23 protein-coding genes are annotated in these 24981 nt (G+C 38.8%); 9 read left to right on the forward strand and 14 right to left on the reverse strand.

Translation table 11 applies throughout. The features are described 5' to 3' along the window. The first annotated feature begins 22 nt into the window (after nt 1-22). Nucleotides 23-1204 (forward strand): homoserine dehydrogenase, encoded by a 1182-nt coding sequence (locus B3139_RS00605; protein WP_209574370.1) that lies wholly within the window; start codon nt 23-25, stop codon nt 1202-1204. Nucleotides 1205-1268: 64 nt separating this feature from the next. Here the strand turns inward: B3139_RS00605 and B3139_RS00610 are convergent, their stop codons facing one another. Continuing rightward, nucleotides 1269-3599, reverse strand: coding sequence for a GH92 family glycosyl hydrolase (locus B3139_RS00610; protein WP_293879218.1), 2331 nt, complete (start codon nt 3597-3599; stop codon nt 1269-1271). 354 nt (nt 3600-3953) lie between these two features. On the opposite strand from B3139_RS00610, the gene B3139_RS00615 reads away from it, so the two are divergent. Beyond that, nucleotides 3954-5288 carry a hypothetical protein gene (locus B3139_RS00615; protein ID WP_293879220.1) on the forward strand — a complete coding sequence of 445 codons (1335 nt, stop codon included), beginning with the start codon at nt 3954-3956 and terminating at the stop codon, nt 5286-5288. 64 nt (nt 5289-5352) lie between these two features. On the opposite strand, the gene B3139_RS00620 is transcribed toward B3139_RS00615, so the two are convergent. Beyond that, nucleotides 5353-6087 (reverse strand): GntR family transcriptional regulator, encoded by a 735-nt coding sequence (locus B3139_RS00620; protein ID WP_293879222.1) that lies wholly within the window; start codon nt 6085-6087, stop codon nt 5353-5355. A gap of 93 nt (nt 6088-6180) precedes the next feature. On the opposite strand from B3139_RS00620, the gene B3139_RS00625 reads away from it, so the two are divergent. From B3139_RS00625 to B3139_RS00635, 3 genes are read left to right on the forward strand one after another with little or no spacing between them, the layout of a single operon-like run. Continuing rightward, the gene (locus tag B3139_RS00625) at nt 6181-7518 is read left to right on the forward strand and encodes a sugar porter family MFS transporter (protein ID WP_293879224.1); all 1338 of its coding nucleotides are present in this window, start codon (nt 6181-6183) and stop codon (nt 7516-7518) included. 53 nt (nt 7519-7571) lie between these two features. After that, on the forward strand, nt 7572-9326 hold the full coding sequence (locus tag B3139_RS00630) for a class I mannose-6-phosphate isomerase (RefSeq protein ID WP_293879226.1): 1755 nt from the start codon (nt 7572-7574) through the stop codon (nt 9324-9326). 30 nt (nt 9327-9356) lie between these two features. Then, nucleotides 9357-10658: a hypothetical protein gene (locus B3139_RS00635; protein ID WP_293879228.1), complete on the forward strand. Its 1302-nt coding sequence runs from the start codon at nt 9357-9359 to the stop codon at nt 10656-10658. Between the two features lie 259 nt (nt 10659-10917). Here the strand turns inward: B3139_RS00635 and B3139_RS00640 are convergent, their stop codons facing one another. Beyond that, nucleotides 10918-11553, reverse strand: coding sequence for a nitroreductase family protein (locus B3139_RS00640; protein WP_293879230.1), 636 nt, complete (start codon nt 11551-11553; stop codon nt 10918-10920). A gap of 288 nt (nt 11554-11841) precedes the next feature. Here B3139_RS00640 and map point away from each other — a divergent pair, with 288 nt between their 5' ends. Together map and B3139_RS00650 are read left to right on the forward strand one after the other, a co-directional pair. Next, entirely contained in the window at nt 11842-12603 is a 762-nt protein-coding gene (map, locus tag B3139_RS00645) for a type I methionyl aminopeptidase (protein ID WP_293879232.1), read from the forward strand. Nucleotides 12604-13127: 524 nt separating this feature from the next. Beyond that, on the forward strand, nt 13128-13910 hold the full coding sequence (locus B3139_RS00650; protein ID WP_293879234.1) for an alpha/beta fold hydrolase: 783 nt from the start codon (nt 13128-13130) through the stop codon (nt 13908-13910). Between the two features lie 77 nt (nt 13911-13987). On the opposite strand, the gene B3139_RS00655 is transcribed toward B3139_RS00650, so the two are convergent. The 7 genes from B3139_RS00655 to B3139_RS00685 form a co-directional block, all read right to left on the reverse strand. Further along, complete coding sequence (locus B3139_RS00655) at nt 13988-15286, reverse strand: cryptochrome/photolyase family protein (protein ID WP_293879236.1); 1299 nt, start codon at nt 15284-15286, stop codon at nt 13988-13990. Nucleotides 15287-15440: 154 nt separating this feature from the next. Next, nucleotides 15441-16496, reverse strand: coding sequence for an NAD(P)-dependent alcohol dehydrogenase (locus B3139_RS00660; RefSeq protein WP_209574381.1), 1056 nt, complete (start codon nt 16494-16496; stop codon nt 15441-15443). A gap of 242 nt (nt 16497-16738) precedes the next feature. Then, nucleotides 16739-16969 carry a hypothetical protein gene (locus B3139_RS00665; protein ID WP_293879239.1) on the reverse strand — a complete coding sequence of 77 codons (231 nt, stop codon included), beginning with the start codon at nt 16967-16969 and terminating at the stop codon, nt 16739-16741. 7 nt (nt 16970-16976) lie between these two features. Further along, nucleotides 16977-17285, reverse strand: a complete 309-nt coding sequence (locus B3139_RS00670; RefSeq protein ID WP_293879241.1) for a hypothetical protein — start codon at nt 17283-17285, stop codon at nt 16977-16979. Nucleotides 17286-17412: 127 nt separating this feature from the next. Beyond that, on the reverse strand, nt 17413-18000 hold the full coding sequence (locus tag B3139_RS00675; RefSeq protein ID WP_293879243.1) for a TetR/AcrR family transcriptional regulator: 588 nt from the start codon (nt 17998-18000) through the stop codon (nt 17413-17415). Nucleotides 18001-18186: 186 nt separating this feature from the next. Next, nucleotides 18187-18867: a hypothetical protein gene (locus B3139_RS00680; protein ID WP_293879245.1), complete on the reverse strand. Its 681-nt coding sequence runs from the start codon at nt 18865-18867 to the stop codon at nt 18187-18189. 248 nt (nt 18868-19115) lie between these two features. Next, a complete protein-coding gene (locus B3139_RS00685; protein ID WP_293879247.1) occupies nt 19116-19310 on the reverse strand; it encodes a hypothetical protein in 195 nt (64 codons plus the stop codon). Nucleotides 19311-19596: 286 nt separating this feature from the next. Between B3139_RS00685 and B3139_RS00690 the strand changes: the two genes are divergently transcribed. Both B3139_RS00690 and B3139_RS00695 read left to right on the forward strand, forming a co-directional pair. Further along, nucleotides 19597-19797, forward strand: coding sequence for a YqaE/Pmp3 family membrane protein (locus B3139_RS00690; protein ID WP_293879249.1), 201 nt, complete (start codon nt 19597-19599; stop codon nt 19795-19797). Between the two features lie 192 nt (nt 19798-19989). Continuing rightward, a complete protein-coding gene (locus B3139_RS00695; protein ID WP_293879251.1) occupies nt 19990-20439 on the forward strand; it encodes a hypothetical protein in 450 nt (149 codons plus the stop codon). A 68-nt stretch (nt 20440-20507) separates the two neighbouring features. On the opposite strand, the gene B3139_RS00700 is transcribed toward B3139_RS00695, so the two are convergent. The 4 genes from B3139_RS00700 to B3139_RS00720 all read right to left on the reverse strand — a co-directional run bounded on the left by B3139_RS00700 (nt 20508) and on the right by B3139_RS00720 (nt 24966). Beyond that, nucleotides 20508-21716, reverse strand: coding sequence for a DUF1266 domain-containing protein (locus B3139_RS00700; protein ID WP_293879253.1), 1209 nt, complete (start codon nt 21714-21716; stop codon nt 20508-20510). A gap of 29 nt (nt 21717-21745) precedes the next feature. Next, complete coding sequence (locus tag B3139_RS00705; RefSeq protein ID WP_293879254.1) at nt 21746-22399, reverse strand: hypothetical protein; 654 nt, start codon at nt 22397-22399, stop codon at nt 21746-21748. A 187-nt stretch (nt 22400-22586) separates the two neighbouring features. Further along, nucleotides 22587-22940, reverse strand: a complete 354-nt coding sequence (gene arsC, locus B3139_RS00710) for an arsenate reductase (glutaredoxin) (protein ID WP_293879256.1) — start codon at nt 22938-22940, stop codon at nt 22587-22589. Nucleotides 22941-23226: 286 nt separating this feature from the next. Next, nucleotides 23227-24966, reverse strand: coding sequence for a HAMP domain-containing sensor histidine kinase (locus tag B3139_RS00720; RefSeq protein WP_293879258.1), 1740 nt, complete (start codon nt 24964-24966; stop codon nt 23227-23229). Nucleotides 24967-24981: the final 15 nt, after the last annotated feature.

The following is a 24981-nucleotide window of genomic DNA, read 5'->3' on the forward strand; positions in this document are numbered from 1 at the left end:
ATAAGAGAATATAAGAAGAGATATGAGCAATAAATTAACAATAGGGATGTTTGGATTTGGTGTTGTAGGCCAAGGTCTTTATGATATTATCAAAACCAAAAATCTTAATCTGGAAATCAAGAAGTTCGTCATTAAAAACGGTAATAAAAAACGCTCGCTACCAGCGGAGCTGTTTTCTACTGACGCGGAGGCAATTTTAGGTGATCCAGAAATTAATACTGTTGTCGAACTGATTGATGATGCCGAAGCAGCTTACCAACTAACTGTTCGCGCACTGAAATCGGGAAAAAATGTGGTTTCAGCCAATAAAAAAATGATTGCGAGCCATTTGGAGGAACTGGTCGATATCCAGCATGAATATGGCACAAGCTTATTGTATGAAGGTGCTGTTTGCGGAAGTATTCCCATTATCCGGAATTTAGAAGAGTATTATGATAATGAACTACTCCACTCTGTTAGTGGCATTTTTAATGGATCTTCCAACTATATTCTATCTAAAGTTTTCAATGAAAACCAGCACTATGCAGATGCTTTGAAGAAAGCACAGGAACTCGGATTTGCAGAAACAGATCCAACCTTGGATGTAGGTGGATTTGACCCCAAATTTAAAGTATGTATTGTTGCTTCACACGCGTATGGGATCTATGTCAAACCAGACGATGTCTTTAATATTGGTATAGACAAACTCGGGCAACAAGATATTCGTTTTGCAAAAGAGAAAAATTTCAAGATCAAATTGATACCGACTGCAAAAGAGATTGACGGCGACAAGGTTGTACTTTATGTATTACCACGTCTGATAGGTAAAGACAGCATGCTCTATAATGTGGAAAATGAAAACAACGGTGTATTGGTTAAAGCGGCATTTGCAGACGAACAGTTTTTCTACGGTAAAGGGGCGGGTGGTCATCCAACTGGTTCTGCAGTATTGTCAGATATTGCAGCCCTTCGTTATGGATACCGTTATGAATATAAAAAACACTTAGAATCCAGCACATTAAGTTATAGCCAAGATTATTTAATCAAAGTCTATTTGAGATATGCTGACGATGCACTGATTGAAAAGTTAAACTTCAGTGAAATCACAGAACGATATTACGCATCAGATTTCAAATATGTAATCGGTCATATTAATCTTCAACAAATTGCAGCTCATAAGGCAGATTTGGATCAAGATGGGAATTTTATTGCCGAAATCGCGTAGGCAATCAACAAACCAACCTACCTGAAAATAGCCCCGAATGGGGCTATTTTTTTATTGTTTAAATTTAGTTACCTTTCAACTTGAGCTCTAAAATCCCACCTTCCATCAGACGTTCAAAAGGAAGTTGCCAACCTTTCCACGGGCGATTATTCCACCGAACCTGATCCACAATATAATTATTGGGCTGCTCTTTAGTCACCTGAATTATAAATTTATTTTTTCGCAATTTCTCCGGTAATTGTATCGTTACCCGATCGAACAGAGGTGCGCCAATCTGAAACGCTGGCTGTTCGGTGGTTAAGCTCCGTACATCAAATAGCCCTATACTGGATAAGACATACCAAGCTCCGAGCTGGCCTTGGTCTTCATCCTGTCCATAGCCATAGCCGTGTAGGGCATCCGTACCATAAAATTCATTGCAAATTTCCCGAACCCATTTCTGACTTAGGTCAGGTCTACCAGAAAAATAGAACAGCCAAGAGATATGCAGGTTCGGTTGATTACCATGATTATAGAGACTTTCAATTCCAGCAAAAGCATCAATATGGGTGCCACCTCCAAAAACGTTCTTCTGTGACACCGTAAAGATACTATCTAATCGTCGGTTGAATAAATCCTTTCCTACCAACTTAACCAATTCTTGTGGAACATGGGGAACGTAAAACGTATATTGCCAAGCATTTCCTTCCTGAAATCCACGCCATGATGCATAAGGATTAAAGTTTGATATAAATTTCCCTACACTATCCTTTGGGCGCATAAACTTCGTTGTGGCATCGTAAAGCGTACGCCACCCGTCAGATAATTCCTGAAATTTAACATAATCTTTTTGGTGCCCCAATGATTTTGCAAATTGTGAAGCGGCTCCGGCTGAAAAAGCATATTCCAATGTGTGGGAGGCGCCAAACGGAGAGCCGCTAGTCATTAATTCCGGACTCACACTATTGTCTTCAATATAGGGCGAATAGCCTTTACGGACAAAGACTCCGACATCTAACTTACCTGCTCCTGGCAGACGGTCCTTCGCTTCCAATTCATTTTTGCGCACCGCAGTATAAGCAAGATTCACATCATAGTCACGAATACCCACATTATAGGCCGCTGCAATTGCCAAACCCGTAAAATTAGTTCCTACACCCGAAACGTATTTACTGTTGGCAATACCGTCTCCTAACCAACCTGCATCGCGATAGACCAACAATTGACTCTGAATCCAGTCGTTGTAATAGTCTGGATACGCAATAGACCACAACTGTGTCAAATTCCAAAATGCGCCCCAGATAGCATCGGTATTATAATGATGATGAATCGGTTGCCCTTGCTTATTTAGGGCAATCTGCCCCACCGAGCCGTCATTTTTGGGATATGCACCATTTACATCGCTTGCAAGCCCACGGCCAAGTAAAGCATGATACAATCCGGTATAAAATTTAATGCGGTCGTCTGCTTTTCCCCCTTCCACCAAAATTCTTCCCAGTTCACTATTCCAGGTTTGCAAGGCATTATTCTTTGCAGCATCAAACGACATATCCTTCGCCTCTTTAAGCAAATTCAGTTGTGCGTTTTCTACAGAAGTATAAGATAAACCCGTCTTGATGTATATTGATTCGCCTGCTTCAGTGCCAAACTTCAGATATACTCCAGCTCCTTTTCCTTTTATGCGCGTATGTTGGTCAAAAGTTATAGAATCTCTAAATGTCCCAAAAGACTTCGGTTGTTTATTGATCTCCGCAAAGAAAAACATTTTGACCGTAGCCCCCTGCTGATATTTTTGTACGTATACAGGATTGGTGACTACATAGCCCCACACGAGTTGTTTGTCGCAATTGACCTCAGCATCCACGACTGGCCCACTTTCCCCCATCACATGGCCAATATCGAAAATAAGGTTGGCTTCTTCCGTTTTTGGAAAAGTATAGCGGTGAAAACCGACACGCTTCGTTGCCGTAAGCTCAGCAATTATATTATAATCTTTTAGCTTGACACGGTAATAGCCAGAAGTGGCAAATTCATCCTTCTTGTCAAAATCGGAACGATAACCGCTTTGTGGACGATCAAGTTGACCGGGCATTGTCTTCAATTTTCCAACGGATGGTGCAAATACCACTCCGCCTACCTGAAATTCGTGAAAATTAGCAAAGCCTTCTATTGAAGTATGCCTATCGTCATAACCCACGGCCTCCCAGCCCGACTTGTTCCCATAGCTTCCATTTGTGCTCGGAGCGAGCTTAGCCATTCCAAAAGGTACGGCTGCTGGTGTATAAAAGAAATATCGACTATGGACGGATCCAATATTAGGTTTTACAAAAACGGTCAAATCTGTTTTCTGCTGTGCGAAAACAGCCGCCGTACTCACAAATAAACTACAAAAATAATAAATGATACGCTTTACCATTGTTCTCAATTAGGTTCTACAGCAAACTTACAAAAAAATACAGTATGTATAAACATGAGTTAGATTTTCTTACCTAATTTAACGACTTAACAGATTACATCGCAACGCCTAAATTTGTAAAATTTTAAATACTAATCAAATAAAACACTGTTAAAGTCTATATACTGACATTTTTCCATAACTTTGATTGTACATACATATTAAAATATAACCAGTAAATAAATTCAAAAAAAATACACATCGAACGGCTGATCTTCGATCACAAGCCTGAAATAAATACAAATTAACGTTGAAATAAATACCAATGATTGACAGGTACACTTGTCAATCCTAATTAATTACAATACAACCACAATGAAAAAAAACACCACATTTTTTAGTCTAATACTTCTGTTACTCGGAACCCAACTATCAGCACAACAAACAAAACCCGACCGTATCGCGCAACTTAAGTTAGCAAAAAGCATTCTAGCGGATCAAAACCTAAAATATGTGGACGGCCTTGCCCGAGAGGTCATCAAAGAAGGTTTCAATGCGGGAAGTGGCTACTCACAAATTTGGGCCAGAGATCTCAATACATTCATCGAAACCGCATTGGAAGAGCGGTCCCAAACGGACATTAAAGGGGCTATTTTAGTATTTTTTAAGATGCAACAGCCTAATGGCGAAATGGTAGACGGCTATGTACTAAAGAAAGACTTTACCTGGTATGATGATACACCCTATTATTCAAAAAACGCTCCTGATCATGTGGGTTTTAAAAACACGGTAGAAACCGACCAGGAAACGTCACTCATCCAATTGTTGGGTAAATACATAATAAAATCAAAGGATTACAGTATCTTGGAGGAGTCTATCGGTGGAATTTCTGTAAAAGACCGTATCCAACTTATGTTGGATTATCTGAAAAAGGAACGGTTCAACCAAAAGTATCAGCTACTTTGGGGTGCGATGACAGCAGATTGGGGAGATGTACAGCCCAACGACAGCTTTGGTTGTGATTGGAATGACCAACTTTCCAATGAGGCAATCGATATTTATGACAACGCGATGTTTATTATTGCATTGCAGACCTTAATTGAAATCCAGCCCAACTCTCCCAAGGTGGCGGAATGGAAAGGATTAAAAAAGAGTCTCGAAACGAACAGTAGACGTTATTTATGGGATAAGAAAAAACAAAAATTCATTCCGCACATATACCCTAAGACATCACCTATTCCTAAAGCATTTGATGAAAATACGATCCATTATCATGGCGGCACCGCCATCGCTATAGAAGCGGAGCTACTGACACCTTCAGAAATAAAAACAGTCAACAAACAAATGCTTGAAAACGTGCGGTTATCTGGCATGCCGAGTATTGGATTGACCTTATACCCAACCTATCCAGTTGGATTTTTCATCGGCGGAATGGCTCAGCCTTACCAATACCAAAATGGTGGTGATTGGACCTGGTTTGGCGGACGGATGATCCAGCAACTCGTTTTAAATGGCTTTTATCAGGAAGCCTATACCGAACTCCAACCGATGATCGATCGGGTTGTGAAAAACAAAGGATTTTACGAATGGTATGGTCAAAATAACGTACCCAGTGGATCAGGAAAATTCAAAGGTTCAGCAGGCGTGCTGAGTAAAGCAATAACTCTCCTAGAAAGCTGGGCTGAAACTACCCTGGAAAAGAATCATTAAAAGAATAAATAAATTAGCTATTCACTCATCCAATTGATCCATTCAAAAAGGATGAGTGAATTTCCTAATAATCTCTTCTGCTTTCGACAGTATAGGTAAAACTTTCCGCGCGGTAGAACCCCAAATTATATTCAATAGGCTTCCCAGATTGGTCAAATACAAAGCGCTTGCGGGACAGAATAGGATCACCGATATTAATCTCCAATTTATCAGCTATAAATTTATTCGCGGCCATCGCATCCAGCTCTTCCTGAGAAAGATCTGCAATGACATGATAATCTGCTTCTAAGATCTCATATAAAGGTCTCTTAAAATCTTCATCGCCGTTTAAACCTATACGCGGATGGAAGTAAGATATAAAATAAACAAATGGGTCATCTTTCTTTCCTCTCAGACGTTCTAGTTTTAATAGCTTTTGGCCCTCATCTACATTAAAAAACTTCGAGACTGCTTTGTCCGGAACAACCCAGCTGACGTGAAGCTCAAAATTCTTTACCTCAATTCCTCGGTTTTTCATCTCTTGTGAGAAACTCAGCCAATTCTTGGATTTGGAACTAAATTTGGAACTAGCCACCTTCGTGCCTATTCCCTTCTTTCTAATGAGCAACTCCTCGTAGACTAGTTTATTGATCGCCAAACGCAAAGTAGAACGGGAAATTGCCAATCTTTTTGCTAATTCAATTTCGTTGGGCAATAACTTACCCTCTATATATTCAGGCTGCTTGATTAATTCGCGTAACAGATTCTCTGCTTGTATATGCAGCGGAACAGGGCTTTTATGATCTATTTTTAAATTCATCAGTTGGATTGCTTGTACTAAAATAAGATTTTTTGAATAATTAAAAAAATAGATATATGTTTGTATGTATATACATATTAATATAAACAGCAGATGTCAAAGAGATTTATCATCATTTTATGTATCGTTTCACTTGGAGGACTCCTTTTCGGTTTCGATATGGCTGTAATTGCAGGTGCATTGCCATTAGTAAAGCAATTTTTCGGACTATCTCCCGCTCAAGAGGGCGTTTTTGTCAGTTCAGCCTTGCTAGGCTGTATTTTTGGTGTATTTTTCACAGGACCATTAACAGATAAATACGGCCGAAAACCAGCGTTTGTTACTGCTGCCCTGCTCTTTTTATGCTCAGCAATTGGCTGTGGATTCAGTCCTTCTTATAGCATATTAATTGCAAGTAGAATCATTGGGGGCTTGGGTGTTGGAATAGCATCAATTGTTGTCCCCTTGTATCTCGCGGAAATATCGCCAAGTAAATTTAGAGGAAGATCAGTCACCTGTTACCAACTCGCTATTACATTCGGTATCCTTTTTGCGTATATCAGCAATTATTTGATTCTCGAATATAGCTCTGCACAGCAAAATGAACTCTGGCGAACTATGTTTTTAGTTGGTGCAGTACCGGCTTTATTGTTATGCATCGGAGTTTACTTTATTCCTGAAAGTCCACGTTGGCTATCTAAAAATGGGCGGAACACGGAAGTTGCAGCAATCAGTGACGCATTAGGACTATCGGATATACAAGAGTTCGGCAACGTTTCCTCGAAGGGAAATCTACGTGATCTGTTCTCTCCTATTTATCGCAAGGCCTTCCTATTGGGCTTATTCCTTCCTTTATTTTCACAGCTGAGTGGCATAAACGCAATTGTCTACTATGGTCCGAGCATATTGCTTGAATCTGGTATTTCATTAAATAATTCCTATCATGCTCAATTATTCTTTGGAGCCGCCAATATGTTATTTACTTTCTTTGCCATCTGGAAGGTTGACAATTGGGGTAGACGTCCCTTATATCTTTTGGGAACGGTAGGGGCTACCCTGAGTTTGCTGGTTACTGGATATCTTTTTAATCAAGGTCAAGTCAATAATATCGCATTGATTATCGCTATACTTTCGTTCTTATTTTTCTTTGCTTTTTCCATTGGCCCACTAAAATTTGTCGTCGCAGCCGAAATCTTCCCTAATGCCATCCGGGCTCGTGCCATGGGTATCAGTATTATGGTGATGTGGATTTCCGATGCGACCGTGGGGCAACTAACGCCTATTCTTCTCGCTTCCTGGGGCGCCTGCTATACGTTCTGGTTGTTTGCACTTTTCTGTGCCATCGCATTCCTTGTCGTACTTGTATTCCTTCCGGAAACAAAGGGCAAACCTTTGGAGGAGATTGAAAAATTCTGGATTGATAAACACTACAAAAAATCGACAAACAAGTAAGCAAAAGCTATTTGCTCTAGCATTATTCATTGGCAATAAAAATTTACATCAAAATGTATTCCAATACGCAAACCAAAACTTTTCAGTACGAAATCACACCGACGTTTCCGGTTCAAGGAACATTATCAAATTCCTACCCGAATCTTGTTGCACATCTCATTACACATAATATACATAGCATTGATGGTTTTGTAGGTGTTGACTGGGATACAATTATCCCCAACCTGAAGCAAGAACTTGAAAAACAGGGCCTAGCCCCACGATTTATTGCCATGGATTCAGCTTTAAAAGCCGAATCAGCGATCCAGGAGCTTGTCGGACCATACCTCGGTGGCGACGATCCATTATTTGGAAAAAAAGCCAGGATTCAACTCATTGAATGCTTTGACACCCAAAAGCTTGCGGACCTTCAAAACATACGAGCAAACTCCGAATCAAGACAAGCTGAGTATACCATCTTTTATGGCCCTGGAGCATCGTTAGTCGATACGTCTAGTCAGCTGATGTTTATTGATCTGCCCAAAAACGTGCTAATTCAACGTATGCGTGCGGGAGAAGCTTTAAATTTAGGTTGTTCAACACAGACCAATCAAAAGGAAACCTACAAGCGTTACTATTTTGTCGACTGGGAAATATTGAATAGACATAAAAGGTCCATCCTTTCCCGTGTCGAAATTCTTGCCGATCAACAATCGTCCCATAGCTTACCATGGATCACACGGAAAGATCTACGCGATACGTTGCGAGCCATGTCCCAAAATTACTTCCGCGTACGACCAACTTTTGAACCCGGCGTATGGGGTGGACAGTGGATGAAAGAGCACCTTTCAGGCATAGATCAGCATGTCAAAAACTATGCGTGGTCCTTCGAAATGATTGTCCCTGAGAATGGCATTTTGCTCGAAGCAGATGGACATACACTCGAAATTTCATTTGATCAATTGATGTTTCAAGAAAGTGCCAACGTACTGGGGCATGCACAGCAACGTTTCGATGTTGAATTCCCAATACGCTTCAATTTTCTGGATACCTTTAATGGCGGCAACCTATCCATTCAATGTCACCCTAGTCCAGCCTATGCAAAAACAGAATTTGGAGAAAACTTTACACAGGACGAATCATACTATATCGTTGATAGAAAAGAGGACGCACAAGTGTATCTGGGCTTTCAGCAATCCATTGATGCAGACAAATTTCGCTCAGCTTTAGAAGAGAGCTTCCATACTGGAACAGCCATAGATATCGAGCAATACGTTCAAAAATTCGAATCCAAGAAACACCAATTGTATTTGATACCACACGGTACCGTACATTCTTCCGGCGTGAATAATCTCGTACTCGAAATCAGTGCAACACCTTACAATTATACCTTTAAAATGTACGACTGGTTGCGTCCGGATTTAGATGGGAAACCACGCCCATTAAATATTGATAGAGCATTCGCCAACCTCAATTTTAGCCGAAAAGGTGATGTCGTAAAAAACACACTACTCGCTCAGCCCACTGAAGTAGCCCTTGATGCGCAAGCAACAAGAATACATTTGCCAACGCATGAAGATCATTTCTACGATGTTTTTAGATACGAATTCGATGAGGATGTTGCAATTGAAACACAAGGACAGTGTCACATCATGATGCTTGTGGAGGGGGAGGCAATTGAGCTGAAGACAGCAAATGGCATGAAGAAAGTCTTTCATTATGCAGAGACTTTTGCTGTTCCTGCTGCTGCTGGATCCTATACATTGCGTAATTTAGGAAACGATAAGGCAAAGGTTATCCAATCTTTTGTCAAAGAATCCAAATGTTAATCAAACCATTTACTATAAACTAACAGCACAATGGGAACTATATTTTTTGCATTATCTTCGTCTCTCCTATTACTGTCCTGCCAAAATGCTGGCGGTAAAGTTTCGACAAACAATTTACAGGACAGCATCCAAAAAGACAGCAGTTTCAATCTTGTAAAAGATATGGCTACGAACGTCATTAAAAGTGGATTCAATGCGGGGGATGGATACAGTGAGGTGTGGATTAGAGATTACAATACATTTATCACCTTAGCAACAAAAGTACATCCCCATGAACAGATCAAAGATCAATTAGCTTTGTTTTTTAAGCTACAAGGTCCTGATGGTAATATTGCCGATGGTTTTGTCAAAAAATCCAGCTTAAAAAATGGCGTATCGGACTATTATACCATCACTAGTCCCTTAGCTCCTGATTATGCAGCACACAAAAATACAGTTGAAACGGACCAGGAGTCTTCTTTAATCCAAGCGGTACATAAATATATCGCTGCAACGAAAGATAAGGCTTTTCTCGATGGAAAAATTGGAAATTCGACTGTAAAGGATTGCATGGAGCATGCTTTACAATTTTTATTGGGCAAACGTTATAATGCTACTTATGGTTTACTTTGGGGAGCAACTACGGTCGATTGGGGTGACGTTCAACCTGAACACGATTGGGGTGTCCACCTCGATGAAAATTCGCATATTGCTTTGGACATCTACGACAATGCAATGTTTTTGATCGCGCTTGACAATTACATGGATCTTTTCCCTGAGAAAAAAGAAAAGTGGGGAAAAATCAGAGCGTCTATAGCAAGTAATACCATGAAACACCTTTGGGATGAAAAGAACCAAAAGTTTATTCCCCATATTTATATCAAAGGCTCTCCTTTTGCGGCTGATTTTGATGAAAATCAAATCTATTATCATGGTGGAACAGCAATTGCTATTGAGGCTAATTTGCTCAGCAAAGAGCAAATAAAAGTTTCATTGGATAAAATGATTAAAAATGTAAAGGACGCTGGTGCAGCAACAATTGGACTTACTGTGTACCCGACTTATCCGGCAGGCTCGTTTAAGAACAAAGGCATGTATCCTTACGGTTATCAAAATGGTGGGGACTCGACCTGGTTTGGTGGTCGTATGATTCAGCAGCTCGTTAAAAATGGCTTTCAACAGGAAGCTTATACGCAAATACAGCCGATGCTTGCCCGTGTTATCAAAAATAAAGGTTTTTATGAATGGTACACAAAGGATAACAAACCAGAGGGTTCAGGAACTTTTAGAGGTGAAGCAGGTGTTCTTTACGATGCCATCGAATTATTGGAAAATATAGAAGCAAAAAGATAAACGTTTCAACAAATATGCGCCCTTTTCTTCTAAACACTTTTGAATGCAAGTTTATCTTCTATCTATAATCACTTCGCATTCGCTGTAAAGGCAATTACGTTGGAAAAATAGAATTATTTTAGCCGTTGGACAATAGTAAACCTAAAAATGTCTGCACGATACTCAATCGCATTGCTCATCAATTTCAATAGCATTAAGAGCGAAAAAAAAGCGTTTCAAAAATTATTTGAAACGCTTTTCAGTATGCTAAAGCGACTGCCTAGGTAAGTTCGATCAAAAACTCTTCTTTTGGAAGTCTAAACTTTTTCAATTTCAACAACCAGTCTTCCCCTTCCATACGATATCCCAAAGGGAGCATGGTCGCGCTCTTCAACCCAAGTTTGTCCAATCCTAGCAATTGATCTAACTCCACATTTGAAAAACCTTCCATTGGTGTTGCATCAATACCTAGTTCTGCTGCTTGCGCAATTGCCAACCCAAAAGCAATATAGGCTTGTTTTGCCGCATGCGCAGCCTGCTGCTCTTCGGTAAAAGTCGCCAATTGTGCTTTTAAGTTATTCTTATATTCATCTGTTGTATCAAGTGGTAAACCACGTGATGCATTCATTTGGTCAAAAGTGCTGTCAATTCGCTCGTCAGTATATTTATCCCATCCTGCAAATACCAGCAAATGCGAACTATCAGCAACAATCTGTTGCCCCCAGGCTATGGGTACTATTTTTTCTTTTAATTCCTGATTTTTAATCACGATTACACGAAACTGCTGAAGACCCGAGGAACTGGGTGCCATTCGTGCAGCTTCCAAAATCTTGTCTACATCTTGTTGAGCGACCTTTTTCGAAGGATCGTATTTTTTTGTGGCATAGCGCCACTCCAGATTATCTAACAAAGCCATTTTTTCCAATTTAAATGATCTATAGCAACTCATTAAAGTTATGTAAAGATACATAAAAAATCAAATGTCTAAACATTAAATTTCAGGGATCAAACTGTTGACATTCTTAAATATGCTTTACCATCCGTCCTCCGTAACCTTAGTTGTTAAAATGTCGTATATTTGCTTTGAATAGGAATTAAATCGCTGTTTTAATCGAATTCAATTAAGAATTTTATATCGGTTTATATTCCAATAGAACCACATGTTCTGGGAACAGATCTTACATGTTCACAATAAATATTAGCGATGTCCATAACGAATGAAACCGAATTAACAGGCATGCAAAAAGCTAGCAATGCTGTTGCAAAGACGTTAAAATCCATGATAGAATATGCTCAAGTGGGAATGTCTACGAAAGAGCTTGACGAATATGGAGCCGAAATATTACAAAGCATGGGTGCAAATTCTGCTCCAGCACTTACGTATGGATTTCCTGGCTATACCTGTATTAGTGTAAACAACGAATTTTGTCACGGAATACCGCATGCAGAAAGGATACTGCAAGAGGGTGATTTGATCAATATTGATGTATCTGCAGAGCTCGATGGCTATTGGGCTGATAATGGATGTTCCTTTGTTATCGGAAAAGATATACATCAACATGAAAAATTGGTAAAAGCGTCCAAAGAAATTCTTCTAAAAGCAATCAATAACATCCGTGGCGGCGTAAAAATAGCAGACATTGGGCATCTTATTGAAACTGAAGCTAAAAAAAGGGGGTATAAAGTTATCAAAAATCTTGGTGGACATGGTGTAGGAAAAAGTCTGCACGAAGAGCCTGATGAATTGCTGAATTATAAAAATCGCTTCGACCAACGCAGGTTTCGTAAAAACACTGTGGTTGCTATTGAAACCTTTATCTCAACAGCATCAACTTACGCCACTGAACTCAGTGACGGCTGGACTATGGTTGGCGATAAGGGCGGTTTCATGGCTCAGCATGAACACACGATTCTGATTACTGATGGCTCCCCTATTATATTAACTGCAGAAAATGCAATTTTTTAGTTTTCAATAGCTAGATATTCTTCAACCATTTTGAATAATTTATTGAAAGCGACTAAAATGGGGCATTTTTTTTAACCAAGAATTTAGCCTATGAAAAAGTGTATAAACACTCCACGTAACCTGAGCGATGGTAAAAAAGATTAGGGGCCTCTCGTAAGAGAAAACCCCCAAATAATATATTTTTTATGGCTAAATTTATTAATAGCAAGTTCAATAATATCCTTGTAAGTGCTACTGTAGTAAAGATAGATTTTACTTTTCAAGAAAAAAGTGATGAAAATCACTTTTAATAAAAATTTTATTCCCATTGTAAACAATCAACCTTTTGCTTAGTGGAGCGGCAAAGAATATATAGCCAGTAATGCCCTGCGAAATCTGTCGAAAAGTGGCAATGATAATAACATGGAATGAATTTCTAAAGGGATAAATGTTTTACATAATTTGGTTCAAAAATTCAGCAACAAAAGCTAACTTCGCTACATATACTCATCGCATACAAATGAAAATCTGAAATTGGAGCTATCATGACATTGAAAGAACTACAACACAGTAAAATATATGGTGCAAATAATGGTGGAACGCCATTAATTGTGCTGCACGGTCTATTCGGAATGGCAGATAACTGGGGATCCTTTGGCCGTAGTTTCGGCAAGAAAAGACAGGTACATTTACTCGATCTACGTAACCATGGTCGTAGCTTTCACAGTGACGAAATGTCAATAGAAGTGATGGTAGACGACCTTCTTACTTATATAGGCTCCATCGGAGCAGATAAAATAGTACTTCTGGGGCACTCTTTGGGTGGAAAAGTGGCCATGCAATTTGCTATCGACCATCCAGAAAAAATTGAAAAACTGATTATCGCTGATATAGCTCCCAAAGCTTATCCTCCACATCATGAAGATATCTTCGATGCATTGTCTGCTGTAGCTATCACGACGTTAGAAACTAGAAAGGATGTACAAGATAAGATTGAGCACTATTTAAGCGACCCCGGTGTTATCCAATTTTTATTAAAAAATGTATATATCAGAGCAGATCGAAAATTAGATTGGCGCTTTAACTTGGATGTTTTAAAAAATAAATATACTGAATTTATAACAGTAGGGGTAAAATCAGGGATATATAGCGGCCCCACTTTATTTTTAGCGGGCGAGAAATCAAGATATATATTACCGGAAGATAAGGCAAAGATCAAGGAACAATTTCCAAGTGCTGAGTTTAAAACAATACCTAATGCAGGTCACTGGGTTCAAGCCGAAAATCCACAGGTGTTCGACGCTTTTGTCGATGAATTCTTAGATTAGTAAATTCACAAATAGCCAATGTCTATCCCTGTTTGCCAGTTAGTAAAACCTGACGTTCTAGGCAGACATTGGCATTTTTATTTCAAAGCCGTCGAATAGGTTTTTATTGCTCGATCGCGAGCCATTTGGTGATCTACCATAGGCTGGCAATAATCTGCAGTACCTAATTCCGGTACCCACTTTTTTATATATTCCTGATTTTTATCAAACTTTTCCGCTTGCAGAGCCGGATTGAAAACCCGAAAATAAGGTGCGGCATCACAGCCACTCCCAGCGGCCCACTGCCAGTTGCCATTGTTGGCAGACAGGTCATAATCATTTAGCTTTTGAGCGAAGTAAGCCTCCCCCCACCTCCAGTCGACCAATAAATGCTTGCAAAGAAAACTTGCCACGACCATTCGTACACGATTGTGCATATAGCCTGAAGTATTCAATTGTCGCATGCCTGCATCGACCATGGGATATCCGGTCTCTCCCTTGCACCATTGCAGAAATTCCTCTTCATCATTCCGCCATGGTATAGTGTCGTATTGCTTTCTAAAGGATTCGGTAACGACATGGGGATAGTGATAAAGTATCTGCATAAAAAATTCACGCCAGATCAACTCAGATAACCATGTTGCATTATGTTTTAACGCAAATGCAACACATTTACGAACACTGATGGTTCCAAAACGAAGTGCTATCCCCAATTTGGTGGTACCCGTTAAAGCTGGATAATCGCGTGTTTCATCGTAATGGTCTATGATACTCGCATCCAGATGCGGTTCTTCAAAAATGAGGTCTGTTTCTAAGAAACCCATCTGTTTTAACGGAATGATTTGCTGCTGTTTTTGCTGAAAGAAAAATTCCGTTCCATAAGTATAGGAACGATAATCGTCGGGGCTCAATTTCTCCCGCCATTTTTTTGCATACGGTGTATAAACCGTATATGGCGTTCCATCATTCTTTAAAATGTCTCCCTTATCAAAAATTACCTGATCTTTTATAGCTTTGAAAGGAATTTCAATCGATTTGCAATATTCGAAAATTTCCTTGTCCCTACGAATTGCCTTCGGCTCATAATCTCGATTACAATAAACTCCCTGGATGTCAAATTTTTCAGCTAGGTCTTTAAAAATATTGATAGGTTTACCATAAAATGTATTTAACGAGGCACCACTTTCTTGCAGTACAGCATTGATATGCGTTAGCGCTTGATGAATGTAATGAAGCCTACGGTCCCCTTTATCTTCCAATTGCTCCAAAATTTCCTCATCAAATATGAATATGGGCAATACAGGGATTCCAATCGTCAACGCGCGAGCAAGACCGCTATTATCATCTAAGCGTAAGTCCCGGCGAAACCAAAATATAGTAACTTTAATTTTTTCCATAAAATGACGAATTTTCCATTCCCTAATCTTAGCTAACAACTCTTCGGCACAAATGGTCAGTGCAGCAATTAGTCATCATTAATGCTATACAAACTAAACCATCAAGAGTAATAGATATGATGCCTGATGGTTCAGGGTTAAAAATTATATTGGATTAGTTTTTCAAACTTGCCATATCGATAACAAACCTATATTTAACATCACTTTTCAGTAACCTGTCGTAGGCATGATTGATATCCTGCATTTTAATTAGCTCGATATCGGATGTAATATTGTGCTTACCGCAAAAATCAAGCATCTCCTGCGTTTCTGCAATTCCACCGATCATCGAGCCTGAAAAACTTTTACGCGTTGGAATCAGACTAAACGGAGCGACGGGTAATGGATGTTCTGGAGCACCGACAAGGGTCAGTGAACCGTCCCGCTTCAATAAACTTAAATAGGCATTGATGTCATGCTGTGCCGAAACGCAGTCTAAAATGAAATGTAATGTTCCCGCATGCTCTTTCATTTGTTCTGCATCGGTTGATAAGATGACTTCATCAGCACCTAACCGTTTGGCATCGTCGACTTTCGAAACAGAAGTTGTAATCACAACCACTTGAGCGCCCATTGCTTTGGCTATTTTGACACCCATATGTCCCAAACCACCAATACCAACTATACCAACTTTTTGTCCTGGTCCGACATTCCAATGTCTCAACGGGGAATAGGTAGTAATTCCGGCACACAATAAAGGAGCTGTTGCTGCGAGGTCCAAATTTGCAGGGATATGAAGCACAAAACCCTCATCCACCACTATGCGTTCGGAATAACCACCAAACGTCTGTTTGTTGAGATGTTTATCGTGTCCATTGTATGTTTGGATATTTCCATTTTCACAATATTGTTCCAGCCCTTCTTTGCAACTTTCACATTCACGACAACTATCTACCATACAACCTACGCCGGCTAAATCGCCGACTTTAAACTTGGTTACAGCATCCCCAACTTTAGTAATTCGTCCTACAATTTCATGGCCGGGTACATTTGGATAAACAGTCCCACCCCACTCGTTTCGCGCTGTATGTAAGTCAGAATGACAAACACCACAAAATAAGATATCAATCTCGACATCTTTTCCAGTGACTTCACGCCGTTCAATAGCCATCTGTTGCAGCTCGGCAGCTGGTGCGCTTGTGCCAAACGCTTTAATTGAAAATGTACTCATACTTGATAAAATCGTTATATTATTTTTGAATAAATGCCTAAAATCCCCATAGCTCCTAAATCCATCCACGCGATAAAAATAACCACTGGATGTGAAAAATGTTTTGAAGGAATTACAGTAAAAGTAAATAGTAACTTTTAAATTAGCATTATTCGAAGGCTCAAATTGCAGTTTCTTTATGGCTCATCACATACTGGGTTAAAAAGCACTTTAAATATACGAAGTGTTATAAACCAGATGCACTAATCAGTATCCTCTACTTGTACAAATTGCATTGTCAAACCTTGCTGCTGACATATATTCAGAATAGAGAATTCTAGTCGGCTACTCATCCGAAGGACAAGCAGAAATTGTTGGTCATCCAACATGAGATCAATATTTTTTATCTCGGGGAAACTCTGATAGAGAAAATGATAAATCTCGCTGGCTCTCCATTTTAGCTTGCGAGACAACGAATAAACTACTTTATACATATTTAGATTATTTCAAAATTTTAACGGCAATTTGTTGTAGGTGATGGCTCAAAAAGTGCATCTGCTTTAGTTCTTCAATGTCCCGGGCTAGTCGAACTTTTTTATTTTCATTTTCCAGCGCAAGAGCAAGCCCATCCAACCGCTCTACATCACTGTTGATTAATAAATAACAATCTATATCTGGATCCAACAGTCCCATAATCTCAGTACGGCCGGCTTGCTCTCCCTCCACCATAATCAAAATGCACCTTTCTGATGCAACACGCTTTACCGACTTGCCCACTTTTGCATTTAATGCCACAGTACTTTTCCCCATATATGTTTTTTATTAAAAGAGTTTAAAAATTAATATAGACATATTTTGTATTAATGTCGAATCAGAAAACAAAAAAACAGCAGGTATATTCCTCACTATCCAAAAAATTTTCCTTATTGTAAAACTATTAGCGAAGCCCCTTGACACAGATACTTGTTAGCCAAGAAAGTCGGGCTTCAAAATCTGGAAAACGATCAAAGAGTAAAACTTCCTGCTCAAAACAACGCGATGTGGTCACTAACATTTCCGATAAGAATAAGATGTCATTTTCGCCAAGTGGCTGAATCTCCTCTTTCTTAATGGCCAATTCAATCATTTCACGGATCAGCTTGATTTCGTCATCCAACATGTAACGCGTTTTTGAAACCATCAAAGCTGGATCTGACTTCATGTCTTCAAATGCGAGATGAAAACGCTTAGTGATTAAGTTGATTTGGCGCAATTTTGCCTGTAAAAAACCAACTAGGTTATCTTCCAATGTAGCATCTCTATGATATGTTTGACTCGCAACTTGAAATACTTGTTGACACAGGTACTCCGCAATTGCATCGAACACGTCCATTTTACTGGTAAAATAATAATACAAAGTGCTCCGCCCCTTTCCACAAGCTTTTGAAATATCCTGCATAGAGACTCTTGCAAATCCATATGTTTCAAACACTTTCATGGAAGATAAGATAATTTCTTCTCTAATATTTTCCTGTTGACCTGTCATTGTTCGACAAATATATAAAAAATGTCGAAAACAAAAGTTATATCATTATTTTTTTATTATGGGTATTGATTTCCTTTATCTGCTTTTGTTATTCTTTACTGTTCCTATTCTTTGGCGAATCGAGAAATGATGATAGATTTAAAGCTAGTGGATTTATCAAGACTGAGTGTCTAACCATTTGTACGTCTATTCATTGCCATGAGGGATATAATCTGGTAGATAAACGTGTTCTTTTCTCATCGTTTGGATATACATTTTACCGTAAATCTCCAAACGGATATCGACAATTTCAGTGATTGCAGGTTTATTGTCTTCATCTTCCCCGAATGAGAAAATCTGTTCTTCCCGTCTATTTTTTTTTAGTAAAAAATAATAAAAATCTTCGCTTTCCCAACCTTCTATACTGCCGCCGACATCATTCTGAAGCTTTAGTGCTCTATAGTTTTTTTGTAAATAGCGATGAATTTTATCAAAATCATCGCTATTTTTTGAGCTCTTCATCGCATTTAGATAAGCAAATTTACCACCTTGATCTTCCGCCATCGTTAGGGAAGGAAATGAGACTCCGTTAAAGAGCGCTATGGTATCTTTTTCTTCATTGTAAGAAACAGTGGTATAACGATATCCAAAATTTTTGACTGGCTTTAACTTTCTTGTCCCCCAACCACCGGTAGATTCCAGGTAAAATGCGGTCGGTAGACTGCCTTCCGAATTGAAAATAGCCAGGGTATCCTTTTTAAATATAGCAGTTTCAAAGATTTCCTTTAGCCTTTTTTTATCCATATTTTTAACATCTGCATGCAACAATTCCTCACTCCTCTTTATTTTGGGTTCATAAAATCTGGACACATTGAATGTTTTATCCATTTTTTCAAGTATCACCCTATCCCCGTTTTTCGGTTGACAGGAATACAGGATACCAGATAAAAAAATCAGACAAGATGTAGCTTGGAATAGAAAGTGAAATGGCCTCATGGGAATTATCAATCAAATTATTTTTTTGAGTTACGATTTTAATACGTCGTAAAGATCTTCAAACTAAAATAAATTTGTAGTTATTTGCAAATGAAATAGGGCCATATCGCCTATTATCTGAAGTCGTCGGGGACTTACAATCAGTCTTTCGGTAACAATTGATCGACGTATTCTCTTATCTCTTGTGGCAACATGAGGTAAACTGATGTTTTCAGATTTTCTTTACTCGGCACGCCATCGATAAAAATATTTTGAAACCCTTCATTGAGCCATTTTCCTTCATCTTCCAGGTATCCACTATATTTGTTGTTTAAATTTTCAATAATACTACTCATGTTTTCCGTCATTTATTCTATGTTAACTGCACCTACGCTATACGATAGGAAGATATCAACATTGGTGCCACTCCAAGCTAAAATTTTAAAATTTAATGATCAAATAGTATATTTTAAGTTTTCTTAACATTTACTTTTTCTGACAAAACGTAACCTTTACGCATTGCCTATTAATGCATTTAAACAGAGTAAAAAAGTAACGCAATTTGCTTTAGTCGATATTATTTTCGACTTTTATAAATCAATACGCTGATTTGTATTTTATTCTATAATTCACCGATTATTTATGATATTAATAGCAGTTTTACTTCCTTGGTTATCATTCTTTTTGCGCGGAAAGATCCTAAGCGGTATCCTCTGTTTGATTCTGCAGATGACCATACTGGGCTGGATTCCCGCAGCTATATGGGCAGTTGCATCCCGTGTCGATGGTAAGAATAAACAGCGCATACGAAGGTTGGAACGTTATATGCATCATGAACGGTAAAGCTTTAACACCCCCCACCTATAATTGATTAATCTAACTAGTAGGCAGCTTTCTGCATGTAAAATAAGAAAATAACTGAGCTGTATAGTTCATCTATAATAGGGTCTGAAGTCTCATCAATATATCTATTAAGGATGAAACACTGTGGTATATTTATTGTATGAACATCATGAAATTTAAAACCTGATTCATATGAGAAAATTAGCATGTATAGTAGCCGGCCTTGTTACTTTAGCCGCTTGTAACAATGCTCAAAGGGACAATGAAACCACACATTCAGCGACTGACAGCGTGAAAGGAGAAACGCCATCAATCGGCGGCAGCAAGGATGAGCACGGCTGTCTTGTATCGGCAGGACAAACATGGAGTGAGATCAAGCAGGGCTGTATCCAGGTCTTTACTATTGGCTTTCGCTTAAATCCGGTTGATGTAGAAAAAGGAAAAGCCGTTATAAGTGCCTTCGTTGTGCTAAGCGAAGATAAGTCAAAGGCAGAATTATTTTTACCTGAAGCCAGTAAAAATAACATTCTCCTAGATAAAGTTGATAATGACATTTACCAAAAGGATAGCTATCGATACGATGCCAAGAAATCAGTGCTCTATGTCAATGATGCAATCAAATATAAGGGTAACATTGAGTAGGACCATCGACCGAATCTTTGCGTAGATAAAGCTGACTGATTCGTACATTCGCCGAATCAGTTAGTGTTTTAACTTCCACAACTCAGATAGAACATCGGAATTCCCTCTTCATCTTTTTCAATTACATCCAATCCTTCAAAAAAGACATGGTCTCGGAGTTCTTTCTGAGCGATTTGTTGCTCCAATTGATAAAGCAAATCCAACGCCGTAAAATATCGGCTATTTGAAGACTTTAATTTTGCGCACAATTCTACCTGGTAAAATCCAGCGTGATTCTTATCTTCAGAAAAGGCCTCTATCTCATTGTCCAATAAATATTCATTTTCTTCTAAATCGTTCATACTCCGTATCCATACACGATAGCAGACCTCAATTTGTGCTTTGTCAACGACAATTTGATTCGGGATCCAATGATTCCATTTTTCAACTGTACCTTTTTGATACGCGTTAACTTCATTTTCAAATTCTTCGATATGAAGATATTTTTTCAGCTGGAATCTCCAAGTCAAATGTGTTAGTATTCCAGACGGGCTTCCTGCACGCCATGCTATATTATTCCAGGGACTTCCTTTCTTTTCCCTCAAATATCCGATGTATCTTTTCAAATAAGATTTCCTGATTTTGCTAGTTAAACCTACATGGTTCTCTCCTTCTAAAAAATAATCGGCAAATAAAAACCAATCACCAAAATGCTTTTTCGCATAGTGCGACAAATTCTTTAGAATATTTGAAGCCACAGGTTTTGAAAGGTACCCAGCGTCGGTTGCAGATGTAGTAATATAACTTATTATAGCAATAGCAAAAGCATCTACCCCTACTTTGGAAATGTTCCAAACATCTGTATCAATTTGACCATTTTTTTCCTCCAATGCGGTTCCTCTCTTTTCTATGCCAAGCAAATTAAAATATGAACTCAAACTATCGAGACAACTTTCCGTATCTTCGATAGCAAAGTCACTTTTTAACAGTCTGATAAAATCATTTTTGTATTGATCAATTTTTGGATAATTTCCAAATTGATATAAGTGAAGAGGATAGCTCCCGTCATCGCCGTTACTTCCGGATACGGTAAACCAGTCTCCAAAAACAATCACCCTAAATGCGGCTCCAAGTGCGTTACCAAACTGTTCTTCATAAGGAATACCCAAGATTATGTTGCTATCGATCAATGTGCTGTCAGCCTTTTGTTCCTCTCCAGCTTTCAAACTGAGTTCTTCTTTGGGCTCATTTACGCCAAGCTTCGCTGCATTTAATAATTCTTTAAAAAATTTCAACATAATCCTATGGCTATTAACTGCATAAAAACTTACTTGCTATACTTTGCAACTAAAGCATAATCATAAGGGATCTGCATGGATAATTCGCGTGCCTGCCAAATATCTCCTTCCGACGTTTGATAAAAGTCATAGGCATTTTTCATAAAATTCTCTCCGTTTGGAGCTTCAACCCAATCTTTCTTCTCTCGATTATACAGTAAAATCATGCAACTTACGCAGCGATAATAACCTGATATGTTCGGATTTTGATAACAGGTTCCAACTTTAATATTGATCTTTTGATTGATAATGACATCGGTCAATTTCCGATCTGTGAGATGAATTAATGCGATCTGCGCGTCTTCATGGTCTGGCGCCAACTTTGTAGCCACTAATCGTCCAAAATCGACTTTTTTAATTCTTTCGATTTCCAATGCCTTAAACTCCGGCGATACGCGATTTGTATCCACGGGATATAAGTCATTTTCTGGAGCGGCCGCAACCACATCGGTCATAGCGGATTCGTTTGTTACAGCAGCAAGAAGTTTCTTATTGTGTTCATAATTTTCCCAATCCGTCTTATCATACGTCATCCACTGCTGCATTTTATACAACAAAGTCTCGTTTTTATTGACTTTCACAAAAAAGGCTGTCACTAAAAATGCAATGAGCAAAATAAATAGTACAAGTAGTATTCTTTTCAAACCAAAATTATTTATTGTTAGTATGCTATATATTATTAAATGCGTGTAGCATCTTTCATTTGATGCTATAAATCTGCATATAATTATTCAATCAGTACATCTAGAACCTATATTAGGTCAAATTTTGACGATATTTGTAGCTCAATATTCAATATTTGAAATAACTTAAAAAAAAATTAAGCGATTGCTATGGTTTGATGGCAATGAGTTCTATGACTTTTTCAATCGGCCTGCCAATTATTGCGACACCGTCCTTTACCACGATGGGTCGCTCAATCAAAATAGGATGCGCGAGTAGCACATCTATCCATTGCTCATCCGTCAGTTGACGGTTTTGAAATTTCTCTTGAAACACCGATTCTCCTTTTCTAATGAGCTCAAAAGGTGTTATCCCGAGTTGCCCCAATAACTCGACTAATTGTGCCTTCGTCGGCACTTCATTAAGATAATCGTGTACCTCAAATTGAGCGCTATGCTTTTCTAACAGTTTCAGTACATTGCAGCTCTTGCTACAATGTATATTGTGGTAAATTTTAATCATGGTCGCAACGTGTAAAAATTTCATCCCTCAGAAACCCCATTCTGAACACTCCAAAAATAGCAACAAAATCATGAATCATTCGAGTAAGTAGCGCATTGCCGCTTTAGAAAAGACGATAGTTTACCTAAATGGATAAAAATAACGGTAAAAAAAAGTCTGAAACGTCTGGTTACAAATATGATAGACCTCTATTATGCACATGGTGTAGATCCGAATCTAGCGGAAAATGCTGGAGCCATTGACGTAGAATTATTGGATATTATAAAATAATTATCCATCGGAGACATTAGTTTTCATTGGAAGCCGCACTGCGCAATGAAAAATAAAAAGAACTTCCAGCACCATAATCACTTTCAACGCCGATTTCTCCCCCCTGTGCTTCTATAAACTCTTTACTGATACTTAAACCAAGACCGGTTCCCCCTTTCTTAGAGCCCGGCACACGAAAGTAACGTGCAAAGATTTTCTCGAGGTACTTAGCTTCTATTCCTTGTCCATTGTCTTTTACGGTAAATCTGGTTTTAAGTCCTATACTTTCAACGGCTATATGGATGACAGAATCTTCGTAGGAATATCGTACTGCATTGGAAAGGAAATTTGTCAATACCCACGCTGTTTTTTCATTGTCAGCAACAATGTACTTCGCCGTCGGCGCTACTTCAATAGTAAAATGAATATTTTTCTGGTTGGCAGCAAATTGATTAGCCATGACTGCGTATTCAATAATAGGCTGTATTTCTGTCGTATGTAAATTAATCTGAATAGAACCGCTTTCAACTTGGGTCATATTTAACAGTTCGCCTGTAATCTGAAGTAAGCGGTTGGAATCATCCTTTATTCCATTTACAAGCGCGAGCTGTTCGGTATTCAACGGGCCTATTTGCTCGTTCTCCAGCAATTGAACTCCCATCTGAATCGCTGCAATAGGTGTTTTGAACTCGTGAGAAACGGTGCCGATAAAGTTTGTTTTTGCAAGATCAAGTTCCTTAAATGGCGTAATATTCTTTAGGATAACCACCTGCCCAATAAACTTTGATTCCAGTTCACCTGTCGGCAAAACATTGATATCGATAACATCTTTCTCAAAATAGCTTTCTCTATCGTCCGCATAAATTTTAACAGCATTCTTTTCACGTTGCTCCACAGGAAGGAATAGGTCTTTAAAAATATCTTTAGCAAGATCATTTTCATCTGAAACCGCCAAAGCAGATCTTCCGAGAAGTTGATCTTTATGTAGATTGGTGATGCGAAGCGCTTCCTCGTTGACAAAAATAACACGTCGCTCTTCGTCGAAGCCTATCACCGGATCATGCATATGATCAACAAGAGACTCGATTCGACTTTTTTCCTTTAAAATTTTTTCAAGTTTACTTTCAGCGTATTCTTCCAATTTCTCTGCCATGGAATTGAATGAAGCGACGAGTTCAGCAAACTCACCTCCGCTCTGTACCTGAATTCGTTCTTTGTAGTTCTGTCCTGCAATCTGTCGAATACTCGCTGTCAATTTTGCTATGGGATCAGCTATATTGGATGGCAAATTGACCAGCAATATAAAAGCAATAATAAAACAGAGTGCCCCAGCAAATGAAATGACCAGAATGGCATGTTCTGCGGTGCGATCCGCAACAATACTCTTCCGAGAAATTGCCGTCATATTTTGCTCCATTAACAAAGCAATATCCTTTCTGATGGACGAGATAATAGTGATGTCTAAGGGATTATATTTCAGTTTTAAAAAATGTTCAGCAATCGCGTTCGTTGTTTGTTGCTCTCCGACTTCAGTAACATTTCTCCGTTGTTTGTCAAGGTTGACCTCGAAGTTCTTAAAAGCAGTTTTTTCTACAGGAATTTCCTCCAGTGCCAATAACATATTTTTGGCATACAGCAGCGTATTATAGTTCGCCGTCAATATATTTGCGGTATCTTTTTTTAATCGGTTCACATACCAGCCACTTAACGCGGCAAGTAAAAAGATCATGAGAAACAGTGCCCCCACACCGAATGTAAGTTTGGTTTTTATTTTCATCTTATTCAAAATTGG

Source organism: Sphingobacterium sp. UBA1498, from assembly GCF_002325125.1.
Taxonomy (GTDB): Bacteria; Bacteroidota; Bacteroidia; order Sphingobacteriales; family Sphingobacteriaceae; genus Sphingobacterium.